The sequence below is a fragment of the Aerosakkonema sp. BLCC-F183 genome (assembly GCF_041929145.1).
GTDB lineage: Bacteria > Cyanobacteriota > Cyanobacteriia > Cyanobacteriales > Aerosakkonemataceae > Aerosakkonema.
The window spans coordinates 47,172-63,871 of sequence record NZ_JBHFNU010000013.1 but is presented as its reverse complement, the minus strand read 5'-3'; the positions used below and the strand labels follow the sequence as shown (position 1 = coordinate 63,871).

General features: G+C 46.9%; 13 protein-coding genes and 1 pseudogene. 3 read left to right on the top strand and 11 right to left on the bottom strand.

Annotated features, from left to right (window positions below; translation table 11 throughout):
- Window positions 1–2,101, bottom strand: a 2,101-nt coding sequence (locus ACE1CD_RS02295; RefSeq protein ID WP_374821301.1) for a filamentous hemagglutinin N-terminal domain-containing protein, incomplete at its 3' end; no start/stop codon positions are given.
- 104 nt (window positions 2,102–2,205) lie between these two features.
- Between ACE1CD_RS02295 and ACE1CD_RS02290 the strand changes: the two are divergent.
- Window positions 2,206–2,528 (top strand): annotated as a pseudogene (locus ACE1CD_RS02290) (RNA-guided endonuclease InsQ/TnpB family protein); the annotation flags it as partial.
- A gap of 148 nt (window positions 2,529–2,676) precedes the next feature.
- On the opposite strand, the gene pyk reads toward ACE1CD_RS02290, so the two are convergent.
- Window positions 2,677–4,473, bottom strand: coding sequence for a pyruvate kinase (gene pyk, locus ACE1CD_RS02285; RefSeq protein WP_374799199.1), 1,797 nt, complete (start codon window positions 4,471–4,473; stop codon window positions 2,677–2,679).
- 309 nt (window positions 4,474–4,782) lie between these two features.
- Here pyk and crtR point away from each other — a divergent pair, with 309 nt between their 5' ends.
- Window positions 4,783–5,691, top strand: coding sequence for a beta-carotene hydroxylase (gene crtR, locus ACE1CD_RS02280; RefSeq protein ID WP_374799201.1), 909 nt, complete (start codon window positions 4,783–4,785; stop codon window positions 5,689–5,691).
- A gap of 255 nt (window positions 5,692–5,946) precedes the next feature.
- On the opposite strand, the gene ACE1CD_RS02275 is transcribed toward crtR, so the two are convergent.
- From ACE1CD_RS02275 to ACE1CD_RS02245, 7 genes are all read right to left on the bottom strand, one after another.
- On the bottom strand, window positions 5,947–6,363 hold the full coding sequence (locus ACE1CD_RS02275) for a hypothetical protein (RefSeq protein WP_374799203.1): 417 nt from the start codon (window positions 6,361–6,363) through the stop codon (window positions 5,947–5,949).
- A 339-nt stretch (window positions 6,364–6,702) separates the two neighbouring features.
- Window positions 6,703–7,152, bottom strand: coding sequence for a hypothetical protein (locus ACE1CD_RS02270; protein WP_374799205.1), 450 nt, complete (start codon window positions 7,150–7,152; stop codon window positions 6,703–6,705).
- Between the two features lie 38 nt (window positions 7,153–7,190).
- Window positions 7,191–10,490 carry an alpha-mannosidase gene (locus ACE1CD_RS02265; RefSeq protein ID WP_374821298.1) on the bottom strand — a complete coding sequence of 1,100 codons (3,300 nt, stop codon included), beginning with the start codon at window positions 10,488–10,490 and terminating at the stop codon, window positions 7,191–7,193.
- Window positions 10,491–10,542: 52 nt separating this feature from the next.
- On the bottom strand, window positions 10,543–10,716 hold the full coding sequence (locus ACE1CD_RS02260) for a hypothetical protein (RefSeq protein WP_374821295.1): 174 nt from the start codon (window positions 10,714–10,716) through the stop codon (window positions 10,543–10,545).
- Between the two features lies 1 nt (window position 10,717).
- Window positions 10,718–10,888 (bottom strand): hypothetical protein, encoded by a 171-nt coding sequence (locus tag ACE1CD_RS02255; protein WP_374821292.1) that lies wholly within the window; start codon window positions 10,886–10,888, stop codon window positions 10,718–10,720.
- Between the two features lie 227 nt (window positions 10,889–11,115).
- Window positions 11,116–11,268, bottom strand: a complete 153-nt coding sequence (locus ACE1CD_RS02250) for a hypothetical protein (protein ID WP_374821289.1) — start codon at window positions 11,266–11,268, stop codon at window positions 11,116–11,118.
- The gene (locus tag ACE1CD_RS02245; protein WP_374821282.1) at window positions 11,255–11,404 is read right to left on the bottom strand and encodes a hypothetical protein; all 150 of its coding nucleotides are present in this window, start codon (window positions 11,402–11,404) and stop codon (window positions 11,255–11,257) included. Before ACE1CD_RS02245 ends, ACE1CD_RS02250 begins: the two co-directional genes overlap by 14 nt.
- Before the next feature lie 263 nt (window positions 11,405–11,667).
- Here ACE1CD_RS02245 and ACE1CD_RS02240 point away from each other — a divergent pair, with 263 nt between their 5' ends.
- On the top strand, window positions 11,668–13,566 hold the full coding sequence (locus ACE1CD_RS02240) for a hypothetical protein (RefSeq protein WP_374821279.1): 1,899 nt from the start codon (window positions 11,668–11,670) through the stop codon (window positions 13,564–13,566).
- A 209-nt stretch (window positions 13,567–13,775) separates the two neighbouring features.
- Here the strand turns inward: ACE1CD_RS02240 and ACE1CD_RS02235 are convergent, their stop codons facing one another.
- On the bottom strand, window positions 13,776–16,463 hold the full coding sequence (locus ACE1CD_RS02235; protein ID WP_374821276.1) for a DUF3769 domain-containing protein: 2,688 nt from the start codon (window positions 16,461–16,463) through the stop codon (window positions 13,776–13,778).
- A gap of 115 nt (window positions 16,464–16,578) precedes the next feature.
- A complete protein-coding gene (locus ACE1CD_RS02230) occupies window positions 16,579–16,695 on the bottom strand; it encodes a photosystem II reaction center protein I (protein ID WP_374799215.1) in 117 nt (38 codons plus the stop codon).
- Between the last annotated feature and the right edge of the window lie 5 nt (window positions 16,696–16,700).

Here is a 16,700-nt window from a genome sequence, read left to right as displayed (position 1 = left end):
TCTTGCGCTCACCATCAAAGGTAACTGTATCGCTGGCTGCAATCGCGATCGTCCCCGCATTTCCTCGCCCAGAAGTGCTGGCAGTTAGTAGAGCGCCATTAGTAACAAAAACCGACTTGGCAGTAATGCTCACCCCCCCCGCATTCCCCACTCCATTTCCTTCCACTGTGCTTGTGGCTATACTGCGGTTTCCATTGTTGTCCTCATCATCAAAGGTAACTGTATCGCTGGCTGCAATCGCGATCGTCCCCGCATTTCCTCGCCCAAAGGTGCTGGTAGTTAGTACAGCGCCATTAGTAACGAAAACCGACTTGGCAGTAATGCTCACCCCCCCCGCATTCCCCACTGCATCTCTTTCCACTGTGCTTCCGGCTAAACTGGTGTTTCCATTGTTGTCCTCACCATCAAAGATAACCGTATCGCTGGCTGCAATCGCGATCGTCCCCGCATTTCCTCGCCCAAAGGTGCTGGCAGCTAGTAGACCGCCATTAGTAACGAAAACCGACTTGGCAGTAATGCTCACCCCCCCCGCATTCCCCACGGCATCTGCTTCCACCGTGCTTCCGGCTAAACTGGTGATTCCATTGTTGTCCTCACCATCAAAGGTAACTGTATCGCTGGCTGCAATCGCGATCGTCCCCGCATTTCCTTGCCCAAAGGTGCTGGCAGTTAGTATACCGCCATTAGTAACGAAAACCGACTTGGCAGTAATGCTCACCCCCCCCGCATTCCCCACGGCATTTGGTGTCACCAGGCTTGCGGCTGCACTGGGGAATATACCCTTACCCTCACCATCAAAGGTAACCGTATCGCTGGCTGCAATCGCGATCGTCCCCGCATTTCCTCGCCCAGCGGTGCTGACATCTACGAGAGCGCCATTACCAACGAAAAGGGATTTGGCAGTGATGCTGATGTTGCCGCTATTTCCCACTGCCTCAGAAGTGACGTTGTTTTGAATTCGGCTCTCATCAATTGCGATATCTTCAGTAGCACTTAGATAAATATCTCCTGCTATACTCTCAGCCGACCCCATACCAGTTGCTATCCCACCACTCAGCAGACTTTCTCCAGAAATATCGATATTCTTCCCGATCAGAGCAATCCTACCGCCACCACCAGCCAGTACGTTAATTCCTGCTTTGTTGATAATCGATATATCTGCTTGTGGGACAGGCGTCTCGCCTGTCCCCCCATCGGGGAAACTCAAACTCCCATCAGCATTGATTCCTACTGTTCCCTCTCCTGCTAGTCCACCGATCTGAACAGCACCCCCTGGTGCTTGTAAAATACCGCCATCAATGATTACATTGCCACCAACTATAGTTAAATTTTTGCCAGGGGTAACTTCTAAAGGATTCAACTCACTGTCGAAACTTTTCGTTGCCCCAAGAATACTCACAAATTTGTCTGGGGTAACTTCGGAAGAATTTAACTCACTGTCGAAACTTTTCGTTGCCCCAAAAATACTCACAAATTTGCCATTTTCTATCACTAACTGACTCTCTGCCTGACCTTTCCCCTGTACTCGAATCTCTCCTGGATTGTTTCCATATTGCAATCCAACGGGAACATTAATACTGAGCAAAGGTGCAGCTTGTGGATTGGTTGCGCTAAACTCTATCCCATCACTAAACTTGAGACTACTCGCCGTACTTGCCAAAAACGAGCCACCTATATTCAATTTCGCATTCGGCCCAAAAATCATCCCATTCGGATTAATCAAAAATAAGTTAGCTGTGCCGTTTGCTCGAATCAATCCATCTATATTAGATCTCGATATTCCCGTCACCCGACTGAAAATATTCTGAATATCAACAGAGTTATTGAAAAATGCTTCCCCGCCAGTGGGAACAGAAAACTCGCGAAAACTATGGAACAGGTTATTTCCGGCTCGGTTCCCCTCATTTATCGTAAAGTTAAGACGATCTGGAGTTGTAACATTTGTGGATAAAGTGCCGTCTGGGGCTATTTGCGATCGCACTTCCCCTCCCCATCCCCAATAACACAGCGCCAAACCACTTGCCAACCAAAACAATTTCCTAATTTGAAAAGATAATAGCGCTGGTAGAGATACTTTTAGGTAGGGCGATCGCTCTTGCATGAATGAATCCGGAACTATTTTATTGACTATATCTCAAGCGAGTTCAATATTCAGGAAGTTTCACAAATTTTTAATTTGCGATCTTTAGAAGTGCGATCGCAATAACCAAGCTCGCCAAAAACCACAGCCGAATTGCGATTGAAGACTTAAATGTATCAGGAATGTTGGCTAATCATTGCGTCGCCAAAGCTATTGTGATATGGGATTCTCCGAATTCCGTAGACAACTTGAGTACAAATGTGAGTTATATGCTTCGGAATTGGTCGTGGTTGACCGATGGTTCGCTAGCAGTAAGACCTGCTCAAACTGTGGAACTGAAAAAGAAACACTCCCCCGGAGTGAAAGAGTGTTCCATTGTGACTGCTGCGGTCTGGAATTCGATCGCGATTTGAACGCTTCCATTAATTTGGAAAAAGCTGTCAGTTAGACAGTGTTAGCCTGTGGACTGGTAAGAGCCGACTCCCCAGAATGACGCAGGAAGAAAGCATCAAGTTACCTCCCAGTACCAGTTATCTAGGATCGAAAAGTCTAGCGTTGGGTAACTTTGGGTAAGTGTTTTGTAACGGTAGGTTACCTTACATCACCACAGCCGTATCCGTTTGAGCTACAACAGCCGCACCGGAGTAAACCAAACCGCGCTGCATATCCAGGGTAAGAATTGCGCCATCGCGAATATTTTGAGTGGCATTCTTCACACCGACAATGACTGGGACACCGAGACGCAAACCGATAACAGCAGCGTGACTGGTTAAACTTTCGTCCTCGGTAATCACCCCTGCCGCCTTGCGGATGGCATCTACAAAATCGGCAGTGGTACGCGGTGCTACCAAAATTTCCCCATAACTGAAATTACCGACGTCTACGGCATTGTTAGCGACCCGCGCCCTCCCGCTGACAGAACCAGATCCGATCGCAGTTCCTTTACCCAGTACGGTAGTTACCACTTCAACTTTAATCAAATCTGTCGAACCGGAAACACCTTGGAGAGTACCGGCAGTCATCACCACCAAATCTCCCTGAGTAAGCAGACCCTTTTCCTGGGCAACATTGAGCGCCGCTTGGAAGGTTTGACTGGTAGATGCTAACTCCAGCATCAGCAGAGGTTTGACGCCCCACACCAGTTGCAGTTGCCGCGCTACGTCAACGTGAGGAGTAACGGCGATAATCGGCGTTCTCGGTCGAAATTTAGACACATTTCGAGCTGTGGCACCAGTTTTCGTCAAACTCATAATCGCAGCCGCCCCCAGTTGTTCCGAAATTTGGCCGACGGCTTGACTGATGGCGTTAGGGACTGAGCGACCGTTGCCTGTGCCGGAATGAGTCGTTACTACTTGTTGGGACTGTTCCTGCTCGATTCTAATGGCAATGCGAGCCATTGTAGCGACTGCTTCCACTGGGTATTTACCCACTGCCGTTTCGTTGGAGAGCATCACTGCATCTGTGCCGTCCAAAATAGCATTGGCGACATCGGAAATTTCGGCACGGGTGGGTCGGGGGTTGTTCGCCATGCTGTCTAGCATTTGGGTGGCGGTGATGATGGGAATTCCCAACTCGTTGGCTAAGGTAATCAGTCGCTTTTGCAGGATGGGTACGTCTTCGGCGGGTAGTTCGACGCCTAAATCTCCCCTGGCAATCATAACGCCATCGCACAAGGGGAGAATTTCTGCCATTTGTTCGATCGCTTCGTGCTTTTCGATTTTGGCAATCACCGGTACGCGCTTACCCGCAGTGGAGATCAATTCTTTAATCTCCAGTACGTCTTGGGGATTGCGGACAAAGCTCAGCGCTACCCAGTCTACACCTTGGTCGAGACCGAACATCAGGTCTTTGCGGTCTTTGTCGGTCAGCGCTTTGATGGAGAGGTAAACTCCTGGGAAATTGACGCCTTTGTTGTTGGAAAGTACACCGCCTACAACGACGCGACAGTGCAGTTCTTCCGAACTGCGGTCTACTTTCTCTACTACCATTTCCACGCGACCGTCGTCTAACAGAATGGTAGCTCCTTCTGGAACTTCGGCAGCTAGATTATCGTAGGTAACGGAACTGATTTCCTGAGTACCTGCGATCGCACGGTTGGTTAAAGTGAAGGGATCGCCTTTTTTGAGTGCGATCGAACCATTTTCAAATTGGCCCAATCTTATTTTCGGCCCTTGTAGGTCTTGCAATATCCCCACCGGCTGATTCAGCTCGAAGGAAGTCTGCCGGATGAGACGGATATTGCGCTGGTGTTCTTCGTGCGTTCCATGTGAAAAGTTGAGCCGCAATGTAGTAGCACCAGCTTCAATAATAGCTTTCAGGACTTCTGGGCTACGACAGGCTGGGCCAATGGTGGCGACTATTTTTGTCCGACGCAAGGTATTTCGCAGTTGCATGGTCGATCTGAGGGACTGGGGACTAAGGGCTAGTGTTGCTACGTGGAAGTCAATCATTCAAAAGTCAAAAGTCAAAAATGCTTTGAGCGTAAGGCATTCAACTACTTCCGATCTGCTGGGTTACTTCTGCCGTGCTGCACTAGGGGCTAGTTTTGAGACTAAACACTAACGAAGAATATACACTAGCCTCTAGCCCCTATCCCCTCTCTCTTTTCCCCTCTCCCCTCTCGCCTAACTAAACAAAACTTTATTATTCCTGGCTTCGTATCGTATACTACGCGATGGAAGTTAACAGGAGTAAAGATACTGATGTCGGAGGCACAGAAGCCGCTGACAGTACCCAAGGAGTTATTGGCTCCTCCCGGCGATTTTAATCCTACGCTACTTATGTTTGTAGCCGCCGTAGTTATGGTGATTGTCTCGACTTGCGGTTACTGGCTGTGGAACTGGCCAGATCCCTGCTGTTTTTTGATTAATGTGACGGCTTTGCATATGGTGGGGACTGTGATTCACGACGCTTCTCACCATGCCGCCCATCGCGATCGCGTCGTTAATGCCATTTTGGGGCACGGTAGTGCGCTGATGTTGGGTTTTGCCTTTCCCGTCTTTACGCGGGTGCATATGCAGCATCACGCCCACGTTAACGATCCGGAAAACGATCCGGATCATTTTGTTTCTACCGGTGGGCCACTCTGGTTAATTGCAGCCAGGTTTTTTTATCACGAGGTCTATTTTTTCAAGCGCCGTCTCTGGCGCAAGTACGAGCTGCTGGAATGGTTTTTGAGTCGGTTGTTTGTCTTTTCAATTGTTTATCTGTCCTGTCAATATCATTTTTTGGGATATATTCTCAATTTCTGGTTTTCACCCGCATTGGTGGTAGGGCTAGCCTTGGGATTGTTTTTTGATTATTTGCCTCACCGACCTTTTCAGGAGCGCGATCGCTGGAAAAATGCCAGGGTCTATGCCAGCCCCATTCTCAATATCCTCATTTGCGGACAAAATTACCACCTAATTCATCATTTGTGGCCTTCGATTCCCTGGTATAATTATCAGGCAGCTTATCGGGCTACTCAACCGCTTTTGGAGGAAAAAGGCTGTCATCTTAGGCTGGGATTGTTGCAAGGAAAAGACTTTTGGAGCTTTCTTTATGATGTGTTTTTAGGTATTCGTTTTCACCATACCAAAAAGTCTAAAAAGCCTTTGGAAGAGGCAACTTAATCAGGCCATCAGCAAATACGTTAAAGAGTGATCGCGTTGTGTGTACTTACACGAATGGGAGTAAGTCAATTTTTAGCATATGCGATCGCTCTTTTGTTTAGACTGGTACATCACGGCGAGGGCAATGCCCAGCCTCCAAATTATGCTGATGTTGATTGACACCCACTCACTTATAAATAAAAAGCTCACCCCCATCAGGGGTGAGAAGACACTATTTACCAATCGCTAACCTATGCAAAGAAAAGAAGGTTAATCTTAGATAATTCCTTGTCCTCTGGGACGGGAATCCTGTTCCATTGTCAGTTTTCCTTTCTCATCTTCCTTCAAGTTACTAATTTCTTCACCGCGTTCCGCTGCAAGCTGTTCGTCTCTTTCCCTTAAGTCACCGGGTTCGTTAATGTACATTTCCGGTTCGATCGCGTAGTTATTGAGCAGACCTTCTTTGTCTACTGTGTAGCCATCTGTGGTACGAATACTGTCGTCTTCTGTTCGATCGTTAGTTCTCGATTCTTCTTCCCGTTCTAATGTGGGAAATGTTTTGAAGGTATCGCCTTCCCGCTCTCTGCGTGCTGCTGTTTCAGCGGGAACGAGATGCGGATCGTACCGATCGCCTGCAACTCTTTCAGATGTATCCGCAGCAGATTCTATATTTTTCTTTGTTTCTTTATCCATGATTAAAGCCTCAAAAAAACTATCTCTTATACCTCAGATTAACTTTGTGCAAAGTCAGCGGTAACTATCTTTGGTGTGAGGTTGGGATCTCGCTTTTCTCTGCCTTTTGGCTCCTGAGTGGCTAACTGAGGGACTATTACTTGCACGCAACCGTTTTTCTGCTGTCTGACTTGCTTTTTCCCAGATATTACAACTTATACAAAAGTGACTTATCTTTGGTTTTGTCGATCAAAACGATCTTCTTAAATTACAGCATCTATCAACAGATAGATCCGCTCCTACTGGCTCAATGCTGACAGCACTTTTTGCTTATCCACAAACGGAAAATCTCCATTAATATTAAGAGCGACTGCACTGTCTTACCGCTCGCTCGGCTGTCATGCCCTGGCGTAAGCGACCGCGTGCGTCATACATACTATTTTTCATACATTTGCTTATTTCTTGACCTAATATTGTATTAGAAGCATTTTGACAAACTGTGGCAGATGTGCTGGCATTCATACCATTTCGGATGCGACCGCTAGAATTGTACATAGTGTCTTTAAAGCAGTTACTTATACCTACACTTTGTTCTGCGGTTGTGGCGTTTTGACAAGCTGTGGAAGCAGCGTTTTCCATTATTTCCGAGCGGCGAAGATTCCCAGAATACATAATCCGACTCATACAGTGGATTCTGAATTGAGCGACAGTTTGCGAGCTGCCAGGTGTCGCTGTAACTAAATTCATCGTTAGCAAAGCAGATGCGATCGGCATAAACAGAACAATTTTTTCTACAAACGCGCCTTTCATATTGATTGTTATCTTATTAAATTTGAGTTATTATATCATTATCGGCTAGACTTAATCTGAAAACTGACGATTTTCCAAGGCGCAATGTTAAATGTTTGATTATCGGGTAAAGGTGCGGGTGCATCAACAGGTCGCTCTAGTAAATCAACAGGATTGACAATTTCCAATCCGACATCGCTTTGTAATTGCAACTGCGCTGCTTCGCCGTGGCATTCGTAACACCGCAAAATCCATCGATCGCTACGATCTTCTGACTGTTTAAATGCGATTAAAATTAGATTTTCTGCTGATAAGTTCAACAATTGACCGACATCTGGCAAGCGAGAATTTGCTTTTTCGCCTACCGATCGGATCGGTATCGCTTGCAATGGTAAATTCAACTCGTACCCGCGTCGCACTGTACCAGCCGATCGCCAATCGCCACTGTGAGGATAAAGGGCATATGTAAATTGATGATAACCTCGATCGGCTTGCGGATCTGGCCAACTCGGACTTCGCAATAACGTTAAACGCAATTGATTTGGCTGGCTGTCATATCCGTATTTGCAATCGTTCAGCAAACTGACACCGTACATCGGTTGTTCGATTGGCAATTTGAAATCTGAAATCTTTTCTGTCAAATCTGCCCAACGCAAAGCGCTCACTTCCCATTTCGCTTTTTCTCGCTCTGTTTCTGGTCGAGTTGTTCTGCCGATCGCACCGCAAGGAATTTCATAGGTGACACTATCAGCAGTTAAGTTGAGCGGAAAGGCTGCTTTTAACAAAACGTGATTTTCTTGCCAGTTGGCGCTGGTGACGATTTGCAGAACTGCATCTCCCACATCTAATACGTAATCTTGACATATTTCCGATTCTCCCAATTCTCTCACTATTCGCAATCGCTGTCGCACTTCTCCTCTTTCTATCCACTCAATTGATTTCAGCACAGTTGCTGGTAATGGATGTTCTTGATATTTGGGGTCGATATTCCAAGCATCCCAATATTGTCCGCTATCTTGAAACGCTTGCAGTTGATTTCCTCCCGCTTCTTGGAGGATTTCTTTACAATTGACTTTATCGAAAACACTGGTTAAGTTACCACTTTCCCCCCCCACGATTACCCGCAGTAATTCATTCTCTAAAATCCAATCTTTTGCGACTAAACTATCTTTTTGGACAAATTCGCGATTTTGTTGTAAGATAGATATGTTATGATTGCTCATACTATTGCCTATAGGCGATATTTCCGGTTTTAGCGACGAATTTGCAAGCGTTTCAGCCTTTTGAGGGCATAGCCAAAAGACGCGATACCCGATAGACGGAACATTATTTGCCACAAACAGCAGCGTCTTTTCGTGGGATAGCTGGGAGGAGAGGGGTTGTTTTTCGGAGTCGAAAACTTGCCAAAGCGTCTCGGAGGTGGGTAAAGGGATGGAAACGACAGCCGATCGCGCCCAGTTGAGGGAATTGAAAACGACGAGTGGCAAAGCGTCGGGATGAGGTGGTGAAGAAAGGGCGATTTGAGAAGCGATCGCACTCATCGCATTTTGCCATATTTCCGCGCCGACTTGTTCGACTTCCCCCCAAGCGCGATTCGCATCCGCGAAAACTGCCGGGATCGAAGTTCCGGGCAGAATATCGTGAAATTGGTTAAACAGAACTTTTTTCCAGGCATCTGACAATTCGGCTTTCGGGTAAGCTAAGCCAACAGCGATCGCAGCGAGAGAGGAAAACAATTCCGCTTGGTAGAGCAAAGCTTCGCAGCGACGATTGGAACGCTTTTGATCCGCGTGAGTTGTGTAGCAACCGCGATGGAATTCTAGATATAATTCCTCATGCCAAACGGGAATGTCAGCTGTCAGTTGTTCGCTGTCAGATTCTTTTCTTTCCTCCCCCCCTGTAGACGGGGGGGGAAGGGGGGGGGTAGCGATCGCAGACAAATAATTCTCAGCACTTGTAAATTCCAATTTCGGGAAGAAAGGAGATTTTTGCCAACGCCTAGAAGTTTCCAACATATCGCGGGTAGGGCCACCGCCGTGGTCGCCGACACCGGGTAGCCAAAGCGCATCATGTAAACCAGTTTTGATTTGCCAATCGATCGCATACCTCATCATTTTAATTGGATCGATCGTTTCCCCAATTAAAGCAGACATCAAACTGAAAATCTGTGTGCCATCCGGCGACTGCCACCAGAAAACACCGTAGGGAAATTTAGTCGTATCGTTCCACGCCAACTTTTGCGTCACAAAATATTCAATTCCGCCTTGTTTGAGAAATTGCGGTAAAGTCGCGCAGAAGCCAAAACTATCCGGCACCCAGGCGATTGTGCTGAAGCGATCGAACTTTTCCCGAACATAGCGCTGACCGTAGAGAATTTGACGAACGATCGACTCACCATCAATTAAATTCAAATCCGGTTCCACCCACATTCCGCCGACCACTTCCCAACGTCCGGCGATAACTTGTTTTTGGATATCCGCAAATAAATCCGGGCGATGTTTTTCGATCCATTCGTACAAAGCTGGCGTAGAGTGACAGAAGATTAATTCCGGAAAATCTTGCTGTAATTGTAGAACGGATGCAAACGTGCGTTGAGCTGCGATCCAAGTTTCGCTCACCGGCCATAACCACGCCATATCTAAATGCGCGTGACCCAACAAAGAAATTTTGGATTTTGGATTTTGGATTTGGGATTGAAGAGTTTGACGTAATTTAGAAAGACAGCGATCGAACTTTTCTCGATCTGGCAATATCGACCAATCAATCTCCGCCACAGCCGTTTCGAGAACATCTAATTTTTCCGGTGCAAAACTCTCTATATAATATAGATGTACCGCCAACTCATCGGCGACAAAACCAGGTTCGAGAAAATCCTCATCCCCAGATTCGTAAACGCAAAGCGATCGCATCAACGCACCGCGATCGTGACTTGGACTAACCAAACGCAAAGCGATCGAAATTTCCTCACCTTCAATCGCAGATGCACTCAACACCACCCGCGTGAAATAATCGAATAAATCTCCCGACTGCACTAAGCGATCGTTAACAAAAATTTGAACATCTTCCGCCCACCAAGTTAACGCCAGTCGCAAAGTCAATCCCTCCAAAGGATAACCTTGCAAATTATTGGGAATCACCAACTTTTGTACCAGCCATAAAACTTGGCGTCCGCCTTCCCAAACAATCTGTCCTTTCTCATTCAGTTCGACAAACGGCCAGTCCTGCCATTCATCAGACGATCGCACACTCGTCCAAGGCAAATCAACAGCGCTATATCGCCAATTCGATCGAACATCGACCTGCGTGAGGCGACGCAATTTTTCTATTGATAACTCGATAACTCGAACTGGGGCTGTCATTTATAGCTAGGGGCTAGGGGCTAGAGGCTAGGGCATCTACACTAAAAATATCCTAACCCGATATTGCACCGACAACACATTTGCGATCGAGAGCGCTAAACATATCCAAAATCGACATTGCAGGGATAACACATCTGCGTTCATCGGCGGTAAACATATCCCAAGATGACATTGCAGCGACAACACATTTGCGATCGAGAGCGGTAAACATATCCAAAATCGACATTTCACTGACAACTCATCTGCGTTCCGAAGCGCTCGTCTGCGCTAAACATATCCCAAAATGACATTGCAGCGCTAACACATCTGCGATCGAGAGCGGTAAACATATCCAAAATCGACATTGCAGGGATAACAAATTTGCGATCGTCTGTGTTAAACATATCCAAAATCGACATTTCCCCCACAAAACATCAGCGTTCATCCGCGTTCATCTGCGGTAAACATATCCAAAATTGACATGACATCGACAAATCATGTGCGATCGAGAGCGCTAAACATATCCAAAATCGACATTGCAGGGATAACAAATTTGCGATCGAGAGCGGTAAACATATCCAAAATTCACATTGCAGGGATAACAAATTTGCGATCGAGAGCGGTAAACATATCCAAAATCGACATTTCAGCGACAACACATTTGCGATCGAGAGCGAGCGTCTGCGCTAAACATATCCCAAGATGACATTGCACCGACAACACATTTGCGATCGAGAGCGGTAAACATATCCAAAATCGACATTTCATCGACAACACATTTGCGTTCATCCGCATTCATCTGCGATCGACATATCCAAACATGACATTTCAGCGACAACACATTTGCGATCGAGCGCGTTAAACATATCCCAAGATGACATTGCACCGACAACACATTTGCGATCGAGAGCGGTAAAGATATCCAAAATCGACATTGCACCGACAAATCATCAGCGTTCATCCGCGATCGAGAGCGGTAAACATATCCAAAATCGACATTTCATCGACAACACATTTGCGATCGTCTGCGGTAAACATATCCCAAGATGACATTTTTTCGACGAAACATCAGCGTTCATCCGCGTGCATCTGCAAACATCTGCGGTAAAAACATCCTCACCCGACATTTCACCCACGATCGTCATGTACAATAAAAAAGCTGTCCGATTTTCACCAGCCGCCCTTCTCCGTAAAAATTATGCCTTCCCCAGCCGGTCGCTATCGCAGCAGATTATTCAACGTCTTGTCACGGCAATATCGCCGTATGAAAGATAAAAGCGATCGCGCACTCAGACATCTCCAAGTAGGTGCGACGTGGACAGCGCAGATCCTCCTTTACCCAGCATACCTCACTGTTCAGGCAGTACGACTGGCAGGCAAGCAACTCAAACAAGCCGTCAGTCACAGCAATTCTACAACCAAAAATCTGCCCTCCGCCGATATCCCGATTCAACGAGTCCTGGAAACAGCGATTTCCCTCTCGCCACCCCCAGATGTACTGGGGGAAGCAGTCAGCACAGCAGAAAATATCGATTTTAGTGACAAGTTTGCACAAGAAAGGGAAATCCAGGCCATAGCCTCCCTCCTCGATACGCGCAACTTAGTACTCGTTACTCCCCAAAATGAAATTAGGGAAATTTTAACAGCCGAAGACCAACAAGAACTGCACAAACGAATTACCTTTGAATTATCCGACTACTACCATCAGCAATTTGTCGCGTCAACTGCGAAAGCCACACTCGCAAATTATCTCCCCATTTTAGAAGACCGTCCCCAACTTTTCCCACCCGTTCGTCTATTCCGTCAATTCATGACTTGGATGCAAACGGGACCGGTGGCGACTCTCGTCAATCTCTTCCAAGAAGAAACTTTGCTTCACGATTTGGAAGCTAAGACTGTGCAGTTGAAACTCAAAAGTCAGGAATTCAAACTTAAGAGTCAAGAGTTACAACAAAAAATTGAAAAGTCAGCCGTTGTCGCCACGAAGCAAACATCCGAAAATGCGATATCGCCAGAAACAGAAATACAATCCGATGTTGTCGCCACGCTAACGGAAACTCCTCTCCCAGAAACAGAAGAAATTATCGTTCCATCCTTTATATATAGTCTCGACAGTACGATCGCACAATTGGAATCCGGTAACTTGGCGGTGGTGACCGAAGTAACCGCATCTTTAGCGCATCGCAGTCAAGAATTCCTCCAAGTGGTAAAAACTCGCTGGATCGATTCTCACGCTACAGTCATCGAAGTAGAAAATTCGGAAATCGACGATGCAGAAGCACATCATCTCAAATTTAAAGTTCAATCTTTAATTAAAGCTGCGATCGATTACTTTTTTGGCGCGAACAGCGCGGTCAAATTACCTTCGCAAACAATCCCCGCGCTTACTGCTTCCGAACAGCCGATCGAAAATCTCCCCGCGATCGCTCCTAGTGTGCCACAATCCAAGCAACCCCTATTCAACTTGTCCAAACTTCTCCCCCGCGAATCGCCAAAATCACCCGCATCTGAGATATTGACAGCCAGCTTGCAAACTGCAATAATAAGTCAAGATGAAGATCCCTGGCTGACAGAATCAGATTTATTTGGTAATTCCGGATCTCGAACACCTGAAAAGTTAACCCAAATAGCTGGGAAACAAACCCCTCCCGTCCAAGAGACTGGCCTTGGGGAGGGAGAAGATATGGAAAAAAACAATAATATATATATGAGAGCGACCCTGATTTCCGAACCAAAAACAGGTCGTCCGAAATCAGTTGTGAAAAATCGCCATTCAGAAAATCGTCATTCAGATAGAGAAGAGGGTCGCAAAAATACTCATCCCAAAAGCAAGCCGACTGAAAATAAAACAACAAAAAGCATTTCTGCTAACACATCGCTGGCAGCATCTAATCGTAACACAAATGAGCGCGATCGCAAATCTTCTGTCCGTAATTCCGAATCAGATTGGATCGAAATTAAAGCCAAGCCAGCCGGATATGTAAAGCACCCATTAGAACAGATATTAGAATGGCTAGATTTGGCGATGTTGTGGCTAGAAGAACTAATAGTAAAAGGTTTCCAATTAGCGCATAAGCTTTTCACAAGTAAAAAGTAAAATTCGATCGCTTTTACCTAACTTACTATTGCCGTCATTCATCGCAACTCAAAACAAACATAAAATCATTCAATCAGGACCTTGGCTCCGGCGTTGCATTTGGACAGAAAGATCTTGAATTTGAGTTATGAATTGTCGCCCAAATGCGAGAGCCCCTACACAATATATATTTCGTTTTTTTTGTCAATTTATGCTACTGGACTGGCGCTCTAGTAATCTTGAAGAACGCCAAAATCCACAAATCTTACCCCAGTCCCGCCGAAAGGTTGGCCGCCGTTATTCCAATTGAAATCGCTAATTCGCAACAGAATCGCACCCAACTGCACATCTGGATTGTAACGCAAAGTAATCCCATAAGTGCGGCGACTGTATTCCAAAAAATAATCCGTACTGATACTTTTATTAGTATCCAAATTAATAGCAGTTTGAAAACCGATCCTAAACGGGCCGTAAAGTTGCTGCGTCACACCAAAAGAAAGTACCCTTTCATCAACAACGCGATCGAAAAAGAAAGGCGATTCACCATTTCTAAACACCCGCGTCAAGCGGAGATTAAACCCAGTATAATCTAGAACAGGCTTAGAAAAATGACCGAATTGTCCTAACAAAACAATGCTACCCGTAAAAGTAGTCTGAGTTTCACCGTTGCTATACAAACTGCTAGTACCGGTAACGCTAGGAACCAAGGAAACGAAAGGAATAACAAGAACCGGCGTATATCGCAAACCCTGAGATGCAGTCGCCGGTAAAGCTTGTCCTCGCCACAAACGGATACCGCGATTGATAGAAACGCTAGCTTGGTAGCGACCTAAGCTAGTGCGGTTATTTGTCCGCACAGGTGCAAGCAATTCCAGACGATCGGTATCCGCATTAATATACTGAGCCCCAACTTGATAAGTCAAATTAGCTCCTGTTTTCGCCAAAGGAAAGACAGGGGAAGTCAGCACACCGCCGATCGCTTGTTGTACAGTTTGATATCCCAAAGACCCGTTGAACAATTCATCGCGGAAGCTATATTCCAACGTTAATCGGTGCGGCCAACGAGTGCCGATTACCTGCACCAATCGCGTATTTGCCCGTATTTTCTCTGCAATTCCTTCCGAACCGAAATTGTTGACACTCACAGAAGACCCCACTAGAGTGCGCGGGCCAACCGTAGCGCTGAACCTAGCCCTCACACCAAACAATTCCGGAACGTTGCCAAAACCCTCAGATATGGCCCGCTGAATAAAAAACTGGGGCGTGACCGAAAATCTGACCTTACTGCTTCTGTAGACCTCAAAACCCCTGTAAATATAAACCCCACCCCGCTCTCGCTCATCATAACCAACTTGGAAGATCGGCGGTTCGCTCTCAGTGCGATCGAACGCATAGCGCGATCGCGGAATCGGCAAAGCAAAACCTTGATCGAACACCAAACGAGGACGAGTCAGCGCCACCTCATCCCGCAACGGACTCACCTGCGTGACAATCGCTTGGTCAGCGCGAACTTCCAATTCTGGCGGCGAAAACGGGTCATTAGTCAACCGCACATTTCTCGCCCTGTAACCTCTAGGATAAAAATCAACATTCTCCGCCTCAAAACGTATCCGCCTAACTTCGCCACCCCTTCCCGCACTCGGTAAACCGCTGCCCGGTCTAGTGCCACCGAATACCAAATTAATTCCACCCACACTGGTAACTTGTTGCGGCGCTTGACTTCCCAACAGACGATCGCTCAACGGTCGTTCCGCCACCACAGGAGGAACCACACCCGTATTCGGTAAATTAAAAGCCAAGTCAGTACCAGAAGTAGGCAAAAAGATCTCGCCACTACCGTTACGAATATTACCGCTATCTTGAACAAAATTATAAACAATCCTTTCGCCGCGCAGATTCTGCTGACCGCGCCGAAAAGCAGCACTACCCTCAGCCACAGCAACGCGATTGACCAAATTGCCCTGCACGCGATCGGCAGTCAGCACCCCACCCTGATAGCGCATCTCCACATTCCCGACCCCTGTAAAAATTTGCCGCGCCGCATCGTACTCCAAGCGGTCTGCAAACAGTTCGATCACCCCCACAGTAGGGGGGATATTCACAGGCGTCCCCGTAGCTGGCGGTTGCTGCTGTCTGCCTTGAGACTGCGTTCTTTGCGATTGCCGCCTTTGATTTTGGCGTCTGTTGCTGATATTGCCGCTGCTTGTGCCAATATGTCCCGTCGGTGAGATTTCTGCTTCTGGAGTGGGAGAAAATACTGGTTCCGGATCGATTTCGATCGATCTCGAAGGGTTCGGCGTCTGGACTAATTCCGTATCCCGCACCGTAAAATACGACAATTCCCCTTCTTTCGTCGCCAAAGCAGCAGATTTCTCCGATTCACCCCCTATCAGTATTTCATCAATAACCGCAAGATCGGAGGATAGGTCTGTTGGGGCCATCTCTTTCCCCGGCAGAGACTGAGAACCCCATTCCTCATTTTGTGCTACTTCCGGAGCGATATTGCCAGTAGTAGCCAACTCTTCCACCTCATCGGAAGGTATTGCCACACTCAACGGCGAACCCAACACGGCAGCGCTTTTCGCCGTCTCAGCGGTTGGATCGGGCACAGGTTCTTCTTTTGACGGCGCAACGTTCGCCACCGTTGCGGCGGGAATGTTTTGATGACCTGTCGTTGATAAAACTGGCGTTGCAGCTGTCAGTTCTTGCTTGTCAGTTATCGCTACTTCGCTACTGACTGCCCATAACAAATCATTTATCAATTGTTGGTTGTCACTTATCGGCGCATTGCTACCGACGACTGACGACTGACTCCTCAATAACAAAGACCGATCGTCTGTCAGTTGTCCATTGTCACTTATCGGTGACAAATGGCTAATAATAGCAGGCGGTTCGGGCGGCGGAACAGCGTAGGGCATCTTTTATAATAATGAAGCGAATTGACAGCCCAGACGCATATTTTTCGGCGTTGAGGCTGTGCGGGCGAGATATGCCTCGCCCAGACGGCCTAAGGCATACTTAAACAACCGATGTTTATTCCAAATCGCGCCGTTTGGGGTTCCGGGAGGGGTCGTTAGACAGGAATCCGAAGACAAACAGGCTAACGAAGAAAAGGACAACAACATAAACAACGATCTTGAGGGTCACCATACTGG

Coding starts and splice junctions, on each gene's coding strand:
- crtR (WP_374799201.1), top strand. CDS start 4,783: ATGTCGGAGGCACAGAAGCCGCTGACAGTACCCAAGGAGTTATTGGCT.
- ACE1CD_RS02260 (WP_374821295.1), bottom strand. CDS start 10,716: ATGTCGATTTTGGATATGTTTACCGCTCTCGATCGCAAATGTGTTGTC.
- ACE1CD_RS02270 (WP_374799205.1), bottom strand. CDS start 7,152: ATGAAAGGCGCGTTTGTAGAAAAAATTGTTCTGTTTATGCCGATCGCA.
- ACE1CD_RS02250 (WP_374821289.1), bottom strand. CDS start 11,268: ATGAATGCGGATGAACGCAAATGTGTTGTCGATGAAATGTCGATTTTG.
- ACE1CD_RS02235 (WP_374821276.1), bottom strand. CDS start 16,463: ATGCCCTACGCTGTTCCGCCGCCCGAACCGCCTGCTATTATTAGCCAT.
- ACE1CD_RS02275 (WP_374799203.1), bottom strand. CDS start 6,363: ATGGATAAAGAAACAAAGAAAAATATAGAATCTGCTGCGGATACATCT.
- ACE1CD_RS02230 (WP_374799215.1), bottom strand. CDS start 16,695: ATGGTGACCCTCAAGATCGTTGTTTATGTTGTTGTCCTTTTCTTCGTT.
- ACE1CD_RS02265 (WP_374821298.1), bottom strand. CDS start 10,490: ATGACAGCCCCAGTTCGAGTTATCGAGTTATCAATAGAAAAATTGCGT.
- ACE1CD_RS02255 (WP_374821292.1), bottom strand. CDS start 10,888: ATGTCGATTTTGGATATGTTTAACACAGACGATCGCAAATTTGTTATC.
- ACE1CD_RS02245 (WP_374821282.1), bottom strand. CDS start 11,404: ATGTCGATTTTGGATATCTTTACCGCTCTCGATCGCAAATGTGTTGTC.
- pyk (WP_374799199.1), bottom strand. CDS start 4,473: ATGCAACTGCGAAATACCTTGCGTCGGACAAAAATAGTCGCCACCATT.
- ACE1CD_RS02240 (WP_374821279.1), top strand. CDS start 11,668: ATGCCTTCCCCAGCCGGTCGCTATCGCAGCAGATTATTCAACGTCTTG.